Annotated in this window: 15 protein-coding genes; 3 read left to right on the top strand and 12 right to left on the bottom strand. The window is 56.4% G+C overall.

The genetic code is table 11. The annotated features are described in order from the left end of the window. Window positions 1–220: 220 nt before the first annotated feature. Genes coaE through yacG form a run of 3 tightly spaced genes read left to right on the top strand, consistent with a single transcriptional unit; the run spans window position 221 to window position 1788 of the window. Complete coding sequence (coaE, locus tag PGQ95_RS16670; protein ID WP_087860881.1) at window positions 221–841, top strand: dephospho-CoA kinase; 621 nt, start codon at window positions 221–223, stop codon at window positions 839–841. Continuing rightward, window positions 841–1584 (top strand): cell division protein ZapD, encoded by a 744-nt coding sequence (zapD, locus tag PGQ95_RS16665; protein ID WP_087860882.1) that lies wholly within the window; start codon window positions 841–843, stop codon window positions 1582–1584. Before coaE ends, zapD begins: the two co-directional genes overlap by 1 nt. A 9-nt stretch (window positions 1585–1593) precedes the next feature. Continuing rightward, window positions 1594–1788, top strand: coding sequence for a DNA gyrase inhibitor YacG (gene yacG / locus PGQ95_RS16660; RefSeq protein ID WP_015368237.1), 195 nt, complete (start codon window positions 1594–1596; stop codon window positions 1786–1788). Between the two features lie 67 nt (window positions 1789–1855). Here yacG and mutT read toward each other — a convergent pair whose 3' ends face one another. From mutT to murD, 12 genes are all read right to left on the bottom strand, one after another. Then, window positions 1856–2248 (bottom strand): 8-oxo-dGTP diphosphatase MutT, encoded by a 393-nt coding sequence (gene mutT / locus PGQ95_RS16655; RefSeq protein ID WP_087860883.1) that lies wholly within the window; start codon window positions 2246–2248, stop codon window positions 1856–1858. Window positions 2249–2308: 60 nt separating this feature from the next. Further along, window positions 2309–5014, bottom strand: a complete 2706-nt coding sequence (gene secA / locus PGQ95_RS16650) for a preprotein translocase subunit SecA (protein ID WP_032709883.1) — start codon at window positions 5012–5014, stop codon at window positions 2309–2311. Between the two features lie 61 nt (window positions 5015–5075). Further along, the gene (secM, locus tag PGQ95_RS16645; protein WP_015368240.1) at window positions 5076–5573 is read right to left on the bottom strand and encodes a secA translation cis-regulator SecM; all 498 of its coding nucleotides are present in this window, start codon (window positions 5571–5573) and stop codon (window positions 5076–5078) included. Between the two features lie 322 nt (window positions 5574–5895). Further along, on the bottom strand, window positions 5896–6813 hold the full coding sequence (gene lpxC, locus PGQ95_RS16640) for a UDP-3-O-acyl-N-acetylglucosamine deacetylase (RefSeq protein ID WP_015368241.1): 918 nt from the start codon (window positions 6811–6813) through the stop codon (window positions 5896–5898). 100 nt (window positions 6814–6913) lie between these two features. Beyond that, complete coding sequence (gene ftsZ, locus PGQ95_RS16635) at window positions 6914–8065, bottom strand: cell division protein FtsZ (protein WP_004857884.1); 1152 nt, start codon at window positions 8063–8065, stop codon at window positions 6914–6916. 62 nt (window positions 8066–8127) lie between these two features. Then, complete coding sequence (gene ftsA, locus PGQ95_RS16630; RefSeq protein WP_002888625.1) at window positions 8128–9390, bottom strand: cell division protein FtsA; 1263 nt, start codon at window positions 9388–9390, stop codon at window positions 8128–8130. Next, the gene (ftsQ, locus tag PGQ95_RS16625) at window positions 9387–10220 is read right to left on the bottom strand and encodes a cell division protein FtsQ (RefSeq protein WP_087860884.1); all 834 of its coding nucleotides are present in this window, start codon (window positions 10218–10220) and stop codon (window positions 9387–9389) included. Before ftsQ ends, ftsA begins: the two co-directional genes overlap by 4 nt. 1 nt (window position 10221) lies before the next feature. Next, window positions 10222–11142: a D-alanine--D-alanine ligase gene (locus tag PGQ95_RS16620; protein WP_045390016.1), complete on the bottom strand. Its 921-nt coding sequence runs from the start codon at window positions 11140–11142 to the stop codon at window positions 10222–10224. After that, window positions 11135–12610 (bottom strand): UDP-N-acetylmuramate--L-alanine ligase, encoded by a 1476-nt coding sequence (gene murC / locus PGQ95_RS16615; RefSeq protein WP_020079611.1) that lies wholly within the window; start codon window positions 12608–12610, stop codon window positions 11135–11137. The genes PGQ95_RS16620 and murC overlap by 8 nt, the downstream gene beginning before the upstream one ends. A 47-nt stretch (window positions 12611–12657) precedes the next feature. Continuing rightward, window positions 12658–13728, bottom strand: coding sequence for an undecaprenyldiphospho-muramoylpentapeptide beta-N-acetylglucosaminyltransferase (murG, locus tag PGQ95_RS16610; protein WP_113374414.1), 1071 nt, complete (start codon window positions 13726–13728; stop codon window positions 12658–12660). After that, the gene (gene ftsW, locus PGQ95_RS16605; protein WP_015368247.1) at window positions 13725–14999 is read right to left on the bottom strand and encodes a cell division protein FtsW; all 1275 of its coding nucleotides are present in this window, start codon (window positions 14997–14999) and stop codon (window positions 13725–13727) included. The genes murG and ftsW overlap by 4 nt, the downstream gene beginning before the upstream one ends. After that, entirely contained in the window at window positions 14999–16315 is a 1317-nt protein-coding gene (murD, locus tag PGQ95_RS16600; protein ID WP_087860887.1) for a UDP-N-acetylmuramoyl-L-alanine--D-glutamate ligase, read from the bottom strand. The genes ftsW and murD overlap by 1 nt, the downstream gene beginning before the upstream one ends.

Raw genomic sequence — 16315 nt, 5'->3', positions numbered from 1 at the left:
TTTAAATTTACCTGGTGAATAGCGAAAAACACGCTCGTGTGCTTTCCTTACCAGTGCATCATTTTTAACCAATTGATTTTCATATATAAAGAAAGTAACGATTCACATAATGGATACTTTTTCGATTTAGCAAAATCTCGATTAAGCTATCCCCGGCACCTGACGGGCGCGGTGAATCGCCAGGGTTTTGAATAATAATGTGACATCGGGATTGAAGTGTATGGGGTATACGGTAGCGTTAACAGGCGGCATCGGTAGCGGTAAAAGTACCGTCGCCGACGAGTTTGCTCACCTGGGCGTAACCGTCATCGACGCCGATATTATTGCGCGTCAGGTTGTAGAGCCCGGTACACCTGCCCTGCTCGCCATTGCCGAAAGATTTGGTCCGCAGATGATCAACGACGATGGCAGCCTGAATCGCCGCCGCTTACGCGAACGCATTTTCGCTTATAGCGAGGACAAGGCCTGGCTTAACGCGCTGCTGCATCCGCTGATTCAGCAAGAAACGCGCCGTCAGATGCAGGCCTCAACCTCACCTTATCTCCTCTGGGTCGTACCCTTGCTGGTCGAAAACCGCCTGACCGATAAAGCCGATCGCGTACTGGTTGTCGATGTGCCGAAAGAGACGCAAATCGAGCGCACCATGCGCCGCGATGGGGTCAGTCGCGAACACGCTGAACATATTCTTGCCGCCCAGGCGACACGCGAACAGCGTCTTGCCGCAGCGGATGATGTTATTGAAAACATGGGCTCCGCGGATGCCGTCGCATCCCACGTCGCCCGCCTGCACGAAAAGTATTTAATGCTGGCATCGCAGGCCGCCTCACAGGAAAAACCGTAATGCATACCCCTGTTCTCTTCGAACACCCGCTCAATGAGAAAATGCGCACCTGGCTGCGCATTGAATTTTTATTTCAGCAGCTCTCTTCTCGCCCCACCATCGCCAGCTATGCGGACGCCCTCCATTTTTTCCGCAATACCGGCGATCTACTGGATGTGCTGGAACGCGGTGAAGTGCGTACCGATCTGCTGAAAGAGCTGGAGCGACAACAGCGGAAATTACAAACCTGGGCCGAAGTGCCCGGTGTCGACCAGCAGCGTATTGAAGCCCTACGTCAGCAGCTTAAACAGTCCGGCAGCACCTTGATCTCCGCTCCGCGCATTGGCCAGTTTCTTCGTGAAGATCGGCTGATTGGCCTGGTGCGCCAGCGTCTGAGCATCCCTGGAGGCTGTTGCGGCTTTGATTTACCAACGCTGCATATCTGGCTACATATGCCGCAGGAATATCGTGATGAGCAGGTGGCGAGATGGTTAGCGAGCCTGACGCCGCTGATGCAGTCGCTGGAGCTGATTCTTGATTTGATTCGTAACTCCGCGCCTTTCCGTAAGCAAACCAGCCTCAATGGTTTTTATCAGGATAACGGCGACGATGCCGATCTGCTGCGCCTGCGCCTGGATCTCGCAAGCCAGCTGTATCCGCAAATTTCCGGCCATAAAAGCCGCTTTGCTATCCGTTTCCTGCCACTGGACAGCGAGCATGGCATCGTGCCGGAACGCTTTGATTTTGAACTGGCTTGTTGCTAAGGAGACACTATGTCAGAAGAGACTATCGTTAACTGCCCAACCTGCGGTAAAAACGTCGTCTGGAGCGAGCAAAGCCCGTTTCGCCCGTTTTGCTCGAAACGCTGCCAGCTTATCGATCTTGGCGAGTGGGCGGCGGAAGAGAAACGTATACCCAGTTCCGGCGACTTGTCCGACAGCGATGACTGGAGCGAGCCGCAGCAGTAACCTTCCCTATCGCTAACCCGGGACGATCCGGATTAGCGTTTCAGGCAGGCGCCGGGTTGCCCGGCGCTCAGGCAAGCGTAATAAGTTTATTGATTATCGGCTCGTTCGCCGGCGGAAATGCCTGCGGATCCAGCGCCTGCTGCGCCATCCACTGCCCCGGTTGTCCTTCTTTGCCCCACGGCTCGCCTTGCCAGTTTTCCACCAGGAAGAACCATAGCGTGATATGGCGGTCAGGGAACTGATACTCCAGTTTGTCGAACAACGCAGACGTCGTCACCGTAATCCCGACCTCTTCCTGCAGTTCACGTACCAGCGCCTGTTCCGGCGTTTCACCTGATTCTATTTTGCCGCCGGGGAATTCCAGTTTATTAGCCATATGCGCGTCTGCGGCACGCTGGGTAATAAATATTTCGCCTTGCGGATTGCGAATTATCCCGACGGCGATTTGCAGTTTTTTCATTGAATCAGCTCCATAAAAAAGGCGCAGAAATCTGCGCCCTGGTTTGCTTTTTATCAGCCCTTAGCTTAGACGGCCGTGGCACTGTTTGTATTTTTTACCGGAACCGCACGGGCACGGATCGTTACGGCCAACCTTACGGTCGCCGGTCTGCTCAGCCAGCGAGGCGGCAGCCAGAGTATCGTCATCCTGATGGCTCAGCTGCTGCATCTGCGCGAGACGCTCCGCCTCTTCACGACGTTGCTGTTCCATCTCTTCGACTTCTTCCGGCATCCGCACCTGCACCTTGCTCAGGGTGCTGATGACTTCATACTTCAGCGATTCGAGCATAGCTGCGAACATTGAGAAGGATTCGCGCTTGTACTCCTGCTTCGGATCTTTCTGCGCATAGCCGCGCAGATGAATACCCTGGCGCAGGTAGTCCATCGCCGCCAGGTGCTCTTTCCACAGGGAATCCAGCGTTTGCAGCATGACGCCTTTCTCGAAGTGACGCATCATTTCGGCGCCGACCACTTCTTCTTTACGCTGGTAGGTTTCTACCGCGCTCTGCAGAATACGTTCGCGCAGGGTCTCTTCATGCAGCTCCGGCTCTTTATCCAGCCACTCTTTGATTGGCAGATCAAGGTCGAAGTCGTTTTTCAGACGTTCCTGCAGGCCTTCGATATCCCACATTTCTTCCAGCGACTGCGGCGGAATGTGCGCATCGATAGTGGCTTTGAAGACATCTTCGCGGATGCTGTTGATGGTTTCGCTCACGTCGGAGATATCCAGCAGCTCGTTACGCTGGGTGTAAATAGCGCGACGCTGATCGTTGGCGACGTCATCATATTCCAGCAGCTGTTTACGAATATCGAAGTTGCGGCTTTCCACTTTACGCTGAGCGTTGGCAATCGCTTTGGTCACCCACGGGTGCTCGATAGCTTCGCCCGGCTTCATCCCCAGTTTACGCATCATGCCGGATACGCGATCGGAGGCGAAGATACGCATCAGGGCATCTTCCATCGACAGGTAGAAGCGGGAAGAACCGGCATCACCCTGACGGCCAGCACGGCCACGTAGCTGGTTATCGATACGGCGGGATTCATGACGCTCGGTACCGATGATGTGCAGACCGCCTGCGGCCAGGACCGCATCGTGGCGCACCTGCCAGTCAGCTTTGATTTTTTCAATCTGCTCCGGCGTTGGATTTTCCAGCGCGGCGACTTCCGCCTGCCAGCTACCGCCGAGCATAATATCGGTACCACGGCCCGCCATGTTGGTGGCGATGGTGACCGCAGCCGGATAACCCGCCTGGGCGACGATATCCGCTTCGCTGGCGTGGAACTTGGCGTTCAGGACGTTGTGCTTGATGCCGGCTTTCGTCAGTTCACGGGAAACCACTTCAGATTTTTCGATTGAGATAGTACCGACCAGCACCGGCTGACCGGCAGCGGTACGATCTTTAATATCCTCGATAATCGCCTGAATTTTTTCCGCTTCGGTCATGTAGACCAGATCCGCCATATCCTTACGGATCATCGGACGGTTAGTCGGGACGACAACGGTATCCAGTTTATAGATGGAGCTGAATTCAAAGGCTTCGGTATCCGCGGTACCGGTCATCCCCGCCAGCTTCTCGTACAGGCGGAAGTAGTTCTGGAAGGTGATGGATGCCAGAGTCTGGTTCTCGTTCTGGATCTCCACGCCTTCTTTGGCTTCTACCGCCTGGTGCAGGCCATCGGACCAGCGACGCCCCTGCATCGTACGGCCGGTGTGTTCATCGACGATGATGACTTCGCCATCTTTCACAATGTAGTCAACGTCGCGGGTAAACAGCGCGTGGGCGCGCAGCGCGGCGGTAACGTGGTGCATCAGCATGATGTTGGTCGGAGAATACAGCGATTCGCCTTCCTCCATGATGCCTTCCTGCACCAGCAGCTCTTCGATCAGTACCAGACCGCGTTCGGTCAGGTTAACCTGGCGAGCTTTCTCATCCACGGAGAAGTGGCCTTCACCGGTAAAGGTGTCGGAGTCTTCCTTTTCCTGGCGGATCAGGTGCGGAATAATTTTGTTCACCTTGCGATACATTTCGGAGCTGTCTTCAGCCGGGCCGGAAATGATAAGCGGCGTACGCGCTTCGTCGATCAGGATGGAGTCCACCTCATCCACCAGCGCATAGTGCAGTTTACGCTGTACGCGCTCTTCCGGGCTGAACGCCATGTTATCGCGCAGATAGTCGAAGCCGTATTCGTTGTTGGTACCGTAGGTGATGTCGGCTGCGTAGGCTTCACGCTTCGCCGGCGCAGGCAGGCCGGACATATTGATGCCCACGCTCATGCCGAGGAATTCGAACAGCGGACGGTTGTTTTCGGCGTCACGCTGCGCCAGATAGTCGTTGACGGTAACGACGTGAACTCCTTTACCGGTCAGCGCGTTAAGGTAGGCCGGCAGGGTCGCGGTCAAGGTTTTACCTTCACCGGTACGCATTTCCGCGATGCAGCGGTCGTTCAGTACCATACCGCCCAGCAGCTGCACGTCGAAGTGGCGCATGCCGAAGACGCGTTTACTCGCTTCGCGCACTACGGCAAAAGCTTCCGGGATCAGGCTTTCCAGGCTTTCACCTTTCTCCAGACGCGCGCGGAATTCTCCGGTTTTGGCTTTCAGCTCATCATCAGAGAGCTTTTCCATCGCCGGTTCCATACCGTTGATGATATTGACGACTTTGCGCATACGGCGCAGCGTACGGTCGTTACGGCTACCGAACACTTTAGTTAACATTTTAATTAGCATAATAAAATCTCAAACGCCCCGCGGTGCGGAGTCAAAAAAATAGGATGGTCCGTGTTTATTTTCAGCTGAGACGTTGAGGCCCTGCGCGGATCCCCGCCACCTGGCTTATCCAGGCGCTGACGCGGAAGGCAGAATAAGAGGAAGGGATATACGCCGCCTGGCGGATAACCACCGGCGGTTTGCTGTCCTGGGTCAGCAGCGCGCTGAGCGTGTCGAGCAGGGCCAGATGCTGGGCCTGAAGCGGCGATGATTCTTCCGCCACCGGCAAAGCCTGCGGCGCCATCGCAAACGACAGATGGCGAATGACGGTGCGAATCGCATGCTGATGCCAGTAATCGACGGTAAAATTCGGCCGACGGTTGGCCTCCAGCAGCGCCAGCTGGGAGAAGTTAACTTTATTCGGGTTATGGTTACTGGCCGTGGCTTTCGCCGGCGTAGTGGTTTCGTGGCTGTTGTTAAGCGCAGGCAGGCCGAGGCTAGCCGCGACCATCCCCAACAGGAGATGCGGCCAAAAATACCGTCTGCCAAACTGTCGCCAACGCGTCAGCAATCCACTCACTTTCTTTACCTTTAGTTGGTATTCCTGCGTCCTTTCAGGCGGTCCATTTTATTGGCGGTCTTCGCAGTACAGCCTGAAATCGACAGGATAAAGCAACCCAGAGAAAAATTTTGCGCCCAAATACTAACATTAATACCGCGCCGAGACAGCAGGAATGAACGCTAATGCTGCGGGAAAACGCTTAATAAAGCAGCGAACGCGCACAGGTTATTGCCAGCGAAACACAGTCAAAAGCGGTTTGGGGAGGCTAAAAAGAAAAACGACTGGTTCCCTGGACGGAGAGAGTACCAGGTTACCAGTCGAATTTACTGAATGGTCAGGCTTACGCCAGAACCATTGACGGTGCGCGGAATGCCAGCGGCAGTTTTGCGTCGTCTTCGAAGGTCACATACTCCCAGGCTTCCTGTTTTGCCAGAACAGCCTGCAGCAGTTTGTTATTTAACGCGTGACCGGATTTGAACGCCGTGAATGCGCCGATAATGTTGTGACCACACATAAACAGGTCACCGATCGCATCCAGCATTTTGTGGCGAACAAATTCATCTTCAAAGCGCAGACCGTCTTCGTTCAGTACGCGATAATCGTCAACAACGATGGCACAATCGAAGCTGCCGCCCAGGCACAGGCCACGGGACTGCAGATATTCGATATCACGCATGAAACCGAAAGTACGAGCACGGCTAATCTGACGCATGAACGCATCAGCCGAGAAGTTCAGCGCATAGCGTTGGGTGCTGGAGTCGATCGCCGGATGGTTAAAGTCGATGGTAAAGTCCAACGAAAAACCATTGTACGGCTTAAACTCAGCCCATTTGTCGCCATCTTCAACGCGAACCGTCTCTTTGATACGCACAAATTTCTTGGCGCTGTTCAGTTCATCGATGCCGGCATCCAGCAACAGATAAACGAACGGAGCGGCGCTACCGTCCATAATCGGGATTTCCGGCGCATCGACTTCAACAATAATGTTGTCGATACCCAGGCCAGCCAGTGCGGCATTTAAGTGCTCGACTGTAGAAATCCGCACGTCATGCTCGTTCACCAGGCAAGTACAGAGCATGGTATCACGCACAGATTTGGCATCAGCCGGAAAATCAACCGGTGGATTCAAGTCGGTGCGACGATAGATGACCCCGGTATTTGCCGGCGCAGGGCGTAAAGTCAGCGTGACTTTCTTGCCGGTATGCAAACCGACACCAGTCGCCTGAACAATACGTTTAAGAGTCCTTTGTTTGATCATCGTATAATCTCGCCAAGTTACCTATCCAACCGAAGTGTACTATACATTCGGCAGGGCAGTTTAGCACAAAGAGCGCAGATGCCCAACTTCCAGCCAATTCTTAATCAGCTTGCTTACGCAGGAAAGCTGGAATATCCAGATAATCCGGCTCTTTCGCGGTTTGCGGCGTATTGTCGTTCACCACTTTGGCCACCGGTTTCTGCTCTTGAGTCAATGGAGCCATACCGTGCTGCTGGTAGCGATCCATTACCGGCTGCTGTACCTGTTTGTTGGTCACCAGGGTAATTTCCGGACGCTTGTCCATACCGATACCGGTGGCAACAACGGTTACACGCAATTCGTCGTTCATATCCGGGTCCAGAGAGGTACCGATAACCACGGTCGCGTTATCCGAAGCAAAGGCGCGGATAGTGTTACCAACGGTCTCGAACTCATCCAGACGCAGGTCGAAGCCAGCGGTGATGTTGACCAGAACGCCGCGCGCGCCGGACAGATCGATGTCTTCCAGCAGCGGAGAAGAGATAGCCATTTCAGCCGCTTCTTCCGCACGGTCTTCACCGCTTGCCACGCCGGAGCCCATCATCGCGTAGCCCATTTCCGACATCACGGTACGGACGTCGGCGAAGTCGACGTTCATCAGACCCGGACGGGTAATCAGTTCGGCAATACCCTGCACCGCGCCTTTCAGTACGTCGTTCGCCGCGCCGAAAGCGTCGAGCAGAGAGATACCGCGGCCCAGTACTTTCAGCAGCTTGTCGTTCGGGATGGTGATCAGTGAGTCAACGTGCTTGGACAGCTCGGTGATCCCCTGCTCAGCAAACGCCATGCGCTTCTTGCCTTCGAAATTAAATGGCTTAGTGACGACCGCAACGGTCAGGATACCCAGATCCTTCGCCACTTCCGCGACCACTGGCGCCGCACCGGTACCGGTACCGCCGCCCATACCCGCCGCGATAAAGACCATGTCCGCGCCATCAAGCGCAGCGCGCAGCGCTTCTCGGTCTTCGTCAGCCGCATTACGGCCAACTTCCGGGTTCGCGCCTGCACCCAGACCTTTGGTAATACCGCTACCGATCTGGATAGTCTGGCCAACAGCCGTTTTACGCAGCGCCTGCGCATCGGTGTTCACCGCGAAGAATTCAACACCCTCAATGCGCTCGCGCACCATGTGTTCAACGGCATTACCGCCGCCGCCACCGACGCCGATGACTTTAATCACCGCGTCGTTGGTCAGTTCCATAGGTTCAAACATAGTTTCTCTCCGTCTTGTGCCTGTCGCCTGAGAACGCTAATTGTCTGCGTTCTCTTAAAAAATTAAAACTCTTTTCGCAGCCAGCTGTTGAGCCGCTTAATCCACGAGCCCACCGACGCCGTCACGCGTTTTTCTACTTCTGCTTCACCACTGAGATGTGACTCTTTTCCGTAGTGCAGCAGCCCAACCGCCGTCGAATAATACGGCTCCTGAGCGTAATCCGTTAAACCGGTAATGTTCAGCGGCGCGCCAATGCGCACCTGCGTATGGAACACGCGCTGCGCGCAGGCCGCCAGGCCTTCAATTTGCGCGGCGCCGCCGGTTAATACAATCCCCGCCGCCAGATGGTGTTTGACCCCTTGCTGACGGAGCTGTTCCTGCAGCTGCAGGATTTCTTCGTTAACCAGATTGAGCAGTTCGGTATAACGCGGTTCAATCACCTCTGCCAGCGTCTGACGCTGCAGGCTGCGCGGCGGACGTCCGCCTACGCTCGGTACTTCCACGTTTTCGTCTTTACCGACGATTGAACCTAATGCGCAACCGTGACGAACCTTGATGGCTTCGGCGTCGCTCGGCGGCGTACCGAAGGCATAGGCGATGTCGCTGGTCACCACGTTGCCCGCGTAAGGGATCACTTTGGTGTGACGCAGCGCGCCGCCGGTATACACGGCGATATCCATTGTACCACCGCCGATGTCCACTACGCAGACACCCAGCTCACGTTCGTCTTCCGTTAATACGGAATAACTGGCCGCTAAACCGGCGAAAATAAGTTGGTCAACTTTCAGACCACAACGTTCAACCGCTTTAACAATGTTTTTCGCCATATCGTTATGGCAGGTAATCAGATGTACCTTCGCCTGCATACGCACGCCGGATAACCCTACCGGGTTTTTAATACCTTCCTGGTAGTCGATGGCGTATTCCTGCGGGATGACGTGCAGTACGCGATGCTCGTCGCGTACGCGTACCGATTTCGCGGTATGAACGACGTTTTCCACGTCATCCTGCGTCACCTCTTCTTCGGAGATAGGCACCATGCCAATCTCATTTTGACAGCTAATATGCTTACCTGAAAGCGCCAGATACACTGATGAGATCTGGCAATCGGCCATCAGTTCAGCCTGGTCGATAGCGCGCTGTACGCATTTCACTACCGACTCGAGGTCATTCACCCCGCCTTTATCCATGCCGCGCGATGGGCAACTGCCCACGCCAATGATATTAATCATACCGTCGGGCAGAACTTCCCCTACTAAAGCGGCAACCTTCGCGGTGCCAATCTCCAGTCCAACTACCAGTTTTCTGTCCGTCGCCTTGATCATCGTTGTTCTGCCTGTGCCTGATTCTGTTGTTGATTATTTTCCTCTACGGGAGCAGGTACCCAACCTACCGCCGCACCCGAGTCATAGCGCAAATCAACGTAGCTTATCCGTTTGCCGTCGGTCTGTGCCTGCTGCTGAAGAACCGGGTAGAGTTCCATAAAGCGCTGAAGCCGTTTCATGGTGTCGCCGCGGCCAAGGTTGAGCTTAATATCGTTATTAAGCGTCAACTGCCAGGAGCGACGCGCGGTCATTGCCGCCACTTTCAACGTGAACTTATCCTTTGCCAGCACCTGCCCCATGTTGCGGTATCCCTGTAGCACTTCATTTTCGCTGCCTTCAGGGCCGTATAACATCGGTAAGTTCTGTTTGCTGGTGCGATCCGCCGGCACGCTGAAAGAATTTCCTTCCACGTCTACCATATGTTGATCATTCCAGCGCGCAATCGGCACATATTCAACCAGATGAATCTTCAATTCATCGGGCCACTGTTTTCTTACGCTCGCCTGTTTAATCCACGGCAGGCGCTCAATTTGGCTCTGGATGATATTGACATCCTGAGTCATAAAGGTGCCCGGCGAGCCCAACGCCAGAATCGCCTGACGGATATCATCGTTACGCGTGTAGTGACGTTCGCCGGTGACGACCATTTTCGACAACGGCAGACGCTGCGCATCTTCCATCCAACCAAGAACCATCCATCCGCTGACCAACACGGTACACAACACCGCCAGCAGGAAAACGATCCCTGCCAGCCGGGTTCCATTATTCCGACGCGAAGAAGCAATCGATTCTTCTTCCTGGTTCCGCGTATTCAGCGCCGCCTGCGACATATCACCCCGCCAGGTCCAGAATTCGTACAACAAGCTGCGAGAAGCTCATCCCCGCCTGGCGGGCCGCCATCGGCACCAGACTATGACTAGTCATACCCGGTGAGGTGTTCGCTTCCAGCAGATAAAACTGGCCATCGCTGTCCAGCATCACGTCAATACGTCCCCATCCTTTGCAACCCAGAACATTCCAGGCTTTAAGCACCAGGCTCTGGATTTCTGTCTCGCGGGCGGGTTCCTCAAAACCAGGGCAGAAATATTGCGTCTCATCAGAGAGATACTTCGCCTCATAATCATAGAAGGTTCCAGCCGCCTGGATACGAATTGACGGTAAAATTTCTTCACCGACGATAGCGACGGTAAATTCCGGGCCACTGAGCCATTTCTCAATCAGAACTTCATCATCATGCTGAAAAGCCAGCGCCAATGCATCCTGCATTGCACAACTTTCGCTAACTTTCGACATGCCGACGCTGGACCCTTCGCGGCTCGGCTTGATGATAACCGGCAGCCCCAGCGCCGCAATCTGCTCAGAAACGCCAGCAGAAAGTCCTGCGTTGAACTGGGCACGAGTCAATGCAACCCACGGCGCGACTGGTAATCCCGCCCCCTGCCACAGTAATTTGCTGCGCAGTTTATCCATCGAAATAGCGGAAGCCATTACGCCGCTGCCGGTGTACGGCAGTTGAATGAGTTCCAGAAGGCCTTGCAGCGTGCCATCTTCGCCGCCGCGCCCGTGCAGGGCAATAAACGCTTTCTGAAAGCCCATGTTTTTCAGCTGGGTGATATCAACGTCGCGCGGATCGACCGGGTGGGCATCCACCCCGCCTTCACGCAGCCCGGCCAACACCGCCGCGCCTGAGTTCAGCGAGACTTCACGTTCAGCGGAGGTTCCGCCGAAGAGAACCGCGATTTTATCAGCCATGTCGGTCCTCCTCCGTTTTTTGCGGTACCAGTTTGATTTCAGCCAGGTGACGTGCGATTTTTCCTATGTTACCGGCGCCCTGCACCAGCACCAGATCGTCGCCGGTCAATACCGACGCCAGCATCTCCGCGGCCTGCGCCGGATCGGAAACCAGAATCGGGTCAACTTTGCCGCGACCGCGGATCGTACGGCATAGCGAGCGGCTATCGGCGCCAGGGATCGGCGCTTCGCCCGCCGGATACACATCCAGCATCAGCAGCGCATCAACCTGGGTCAGCACGTTGGCGAAATCATCGTACAGATCGCGAGTACGGGTATAACGGTGCGGCTGGAATACCATCACCAGATTTTTATCCGGCCAGCCGGCACGCGCCGCTTTGATGGTAGCGTCAACTTCCGTCGGGTGATGACCGTAATCGTCGATTAGCATCGCGCTACCGCTCTTGCCGTTGACTTCCGCCAGCGGATATTCGCCAAGGAAGTCGAAGCGGCGGCCGGTGCCCTGGAAACTTTCCAGCGCGCGCAGAATCGCCTCATCTTCAATGCCTTCTTCCGTCGCGACGGCAACGGCCGCGGCAGCGTTGAGCGCGTTATGGCGACCCGGCGCGTTCAGCGTCACCTGCATGACCTCTTTATCCTGGCGTACCAGGCGGAAATGGCCCTGCGCGCCGACCTGGCGATACTCTTCAATGCGTACGTCGGCGTCATCGCTAAAACCGTAGGTGGTGATTTGGCGGCCAACGCGCGGCAGCAGTTCACGAATCACCGGGTCATCCACGCACATCACCGCACGCCCGTAGAACGGCAGGTTGTGCAGGAAGTTAATAAAGGTCTGCTTCAGGTTCTCGAAGTCGCCATGGTAAGTATCCATATGGTCAGCTTCGATGTTGGTCACAATGGCGACCATCGGCTGCAGATGCAGGAACGACGCATCGCTCTCATCCGCTTCCGCAATCAGATAGCGGCTATGGCCAAGACGAGCATGCACGCCCGCCGCCTTCACCAGCCCGCCGTTGACGAAGGTCGGATCGAGGCCGGCCTCGGCATAAATGCTGGATACCATCGCGGTGGTCGTGGTTTTGCCGTGCGTACCGGCAATCGCAATCCCGTGACGGAAACGCATGAGTTCCGCCAGCATTTCCGCGCGGCGGATCACCGGAATGCGGGCTTCGTGCGCGGCGACGATTTCCGGGTTATCCGCGGAGATCGCGCTGGACACCACGACAACGCTGGCATCGCGCACGTTTTCCGGGCGATGGTTGAAATAAATGGTGGCGCCAAGCTGCGACAATTGCTGAGTCACCGGATTCGGCGCGAGATCGGAGCCGCTAATCTGGTAGCCTTCATTCGCCAACACTTCGGCAATACCGCCCATACCGGCACCGCCGATGCCGACAAAGTGAATGTGCCGAACGCGACGCATCTCGGGCACTATGGAACGCAGTTTTGCCAAATCTTGTGTATTCATTCTTTACGCCATCAACTTCTTTATTCGGGCGGTGAAAATCACCGCGATTAGCGCGCCAAAGCTACGGCGCTGACCTCTTCCGCTACCCGCTCGGTAGCATCCGGAATCGAAGCGCCACGCGCTCGTTCCGCCATATCCATCAGGGTTTCCCGATCCCAACCGGCCAGGGTGGCCGCCACGGCATCCGCCGTGAACTCGGGTTGTTCGAGAATTTTCGCTGCGCCGGCTTTTTCCAGCGGCAGCGCATTCCAGTACTGCTGACGATCTTTGTGCTGGAACGGGACGAACAACGCCGGTAAACCTGCGGCGGCAATTTCGCTGACCGTCAGCGCGCCAGAACGACAAACAACCACATCGGCCCAGGCATAGGCTGCCGCCATATCATCAATAAACTCAGTCACTTTATGCTGCGGCTGACCGGCGGCGGCGTACGCCTGGCGCACGGTATCCATGCCACCTTTCCCGCTCTGATGCCAGATAGTCACCGTATCGCCGAGCTTCGCGGCCACCTGCGGCATAGTCTGGTTCAGTACACGCGCGCCCTGAGAGCCGCCGACCACCAGCACGCGAATCGGCCCCTGCCGCCCCACCAGACGCTGTCCCGGCAGCGGTAGTGCGAGAACGTCAGTACGCACCGGATTCCCGACGACATCTGCGTGCGGGAAGGCGCCGGGAAACGCCTGCATCACTTTCTTCGCAATCTTCGCCAGCCATTTATTGGTCAGGCCGGCAATGCCGTTTTGTTCATGCAGCACCACAGGGATCCCGAGCGACCATGCCGCCAGACCGCCAGGCCCGGAAACATAACCGCCCATGCCCAGCACCACATCCGGCTGGAAACGCTTCATGATCGTCCGCGCCTGTCGCCAGGCGTTGAAGATCCGCACCGGCGCTAACAGTTGCGCTTTTATCCCTTTGCCACGCAGGCCGGAGATGCGAATAAAATCGATATCAATGCCGTGTTTCGGCACTAAATCCGCTTCCATACGATCGGCGGTGCCCAGCCAGCGAACCTGCCAGCCCTGGTCCATTAAATGGTGCGCGACCGCCAGCCCCGGGAACACGTGTCCGCCAGTGCCGCCCGCCATCACCATTAACCGCTTTTCCTGACCGCTCATCGAACACCCCGTGTAAACGCCTGCGCTTTCTCGAGGCGCGTTTCATAATCTATTCGCAATAAAAACATAATGGCCGTCGACATAATCAGCAGACTGGAACCACCATAACTAATCAATGGCAGGGTCAGACCTTTGGTCGGCAGCATTCCCGCCGCCGCCCCGACGTTAACCAACGCCTGGAAGCTAAACCACACGCCGATAGCACAGGCCAAAAAGCCGGAGAAGCGGTGGTCAATCTCCAGCGCTTTACGGCCAATCGACATGGCGCGAAAGGCGACGAAGAATACCATTAAAAGCGCGAGTACCACACCGATATAACCGAGTTCTTCGCCGATAATCGCGAAGATGAAGTCGGTATGCGCTTCCGGCAAATACTCCAGTTTCTGTACCGAGTTGCCGAGACCCTGTCCCCACATCTCGCCGCGGCCAAAGGCCATCAGCGACTGGGTCAGCTGATAGCCGCTGCCAAACGGGTCTTCCCACGGGTTCCAGAAGGAGGTGACACGGCGAATACGATACGGTTCGGCGAGGATCAGCAGCACCACCGCCGAGATCCCCATGCCGATAATGGCGATGAACTGCCAGAGTTTCGCGCCGGCCAGGAACAACATCGCCAGCGTGGTCACGAACAGTACGACTACCGTACCGAGGTCAGGCTGCGCCAGCAGCAAAATCGCCAGTACGAAAATCACGCCCATCGGTTTTAAGAAGCCGCGCAGGTTGTTACGCACCTCATCCGCTTTACGTACCAGATAGTTGGCGATGTAGCAGAACAGCGATAGCTTGGTAAACTCCGCCGGCTGAATGCGCAGCGGCCCGAGCGCGATCCAACGCGAGGCGCCGTTAACCGAGCTCCCCACCACCAGTACGATCAGCAGCATCACAATCGAGGCGATCAGCATTGCGGTGCTGTGGCGCTGCCAGAACTCCATCGGTAGACGGAGCGTAATCATCGCCAGCGCGAAGGCCAGCACAATGTACAGCCCATCACGCTTAGCAAACAGGAACGGATCGTTCGCCAGACGCTGTCCGACCGGCATCGATGCCGAAGTCACCATGATAAAACCGATCGCCGCCAGGCCGAAGGTCAGCCACAACAGCATCCGGTCATACATGACCAGGCTATCGTTATCTTTCGGGCGCGAGCCCATCACCCAACCTTTCAGCGCGGCGAAAAGCCAGGCAAAAATAAACATCCCCGGCAGTCGCGGCAGCTTCAGCCGGGGCAAGCCCAGCTGTGGCATTTTCAGGCGTGGGAGAGAGAAACGCATCAACCTAACTCCTTCGCCAGACGGGTAAAGACATCGCCCCGTTGTTCAAAGTTTTTAAACTGGTCCAGGCTCGCGCAGGCTGGCGACAGTAAGACCATATCGCCTGATTTGACCTGCGAAGCGATCTGCCGCATCGCCTGTTCCATGGTTTCGGTTTGTACCGCAATTTCCGGACGCAGCGCCGCCAGTTGAGCGCCGTCGCGGCCGAAGCAGTACAGACGAACGTTCTCGCCGCCAAGATAGCGTTTCAGCGGCGTAAAGTCGGCGGATTTACCGTCGCCGCCCAACAGCAGATACAGCGTGCCGTCGAGATGCAGGCCGTTCAGCGCCGCCTCGGTACTGCCGACGTTGGTCGCCTTGGAGTCATTGATCCAACGCACGCCGTTATGCTCCAGCGCCAGCTGGAAACGGTGCGCCAGGCCGGTGAAGGTGGTGAGCGCCTTCAGGCTACTGGCGCGCGGTAAGCCCGCGGCATCCGCCAGCGCCAGCGCCGCCAGGGCATTGCTGTAGTTGTGCTGGCCGCTGATGGTCATTTCTTTCACGTTCAGCACTTTCTCACCCTTCACCCGCAGCCAGGTTTCGCCCTGCTGGCGATTAAGGTGATAGTCGCCAACATCGACGCCGAAGCTGACGCAGCGTTCGTCAGCGCCGCGTACCGGCATGGTCAGCGCGTCATCGGCATTCACCACGCAGGTTTTAGCATTTTCATAGACCCGCAGCTTCGCCGCGCGGTACTGCTGCAGCCCCAGCGGATAGCGGTCCATATGATCCTCAGTCACGTTGAGGATGGTTGCCGCGACGGCTTTCAAACTGGAGGTGGTCTCCAGCTGGAAGCTGGAAAGTTCAAGCACGTACAGTTCACGCGCCGGATCCAGCAGCATCAGCGCCGGCAGGCCGATATTGCCGCCAACGCCGACGTTTACGCCCGCCGCCTTCGCCATTTCTCCCACCAGGGTGGTAACGGTGCTTTTTCCGTTAGAGCCGGTAATGGCGATAATCGGCGCCTGCGCCTCGCGGCAAAACAGCTCGATATCGCCGACGATTTCCACGCCAGCGTCGGCCGCCGCGCTCAGTGAAGGGTGCGCCAGAGCAATCCCCGGGCTTGCGACAATCAGATCCGCCGCCAGCAGCCAGTCGTCGTTAAGGCCGCCAACGTGGCGCTCAACGGCTTCCGGTAGCTTCTCAAGCCCGGCAGGGGCGACGCGGGTATCCATCACGCGCGGGGTTACGCCGCGCGCCATGAAAAAGTCCACGCATGACAGGCCGGTCATGCCCAGCCCAATAATGACGACTTTTTTACCCTGATAATCTGCCAT

Source organism: Klebsiella sp. 141240 (assembly GCF_050600805.1).
GTDB lineage: Bacteria > Pseudomonadota > Gammaproteobacteria > Enterobacterales > Enterobacteriaceae > Klebsiella > Klebsiella aerogenes.
Note: the sequence above shows the minus strand (reverse complement) of the source record. Positions and strands in the feature narration are given on the sequence as shown.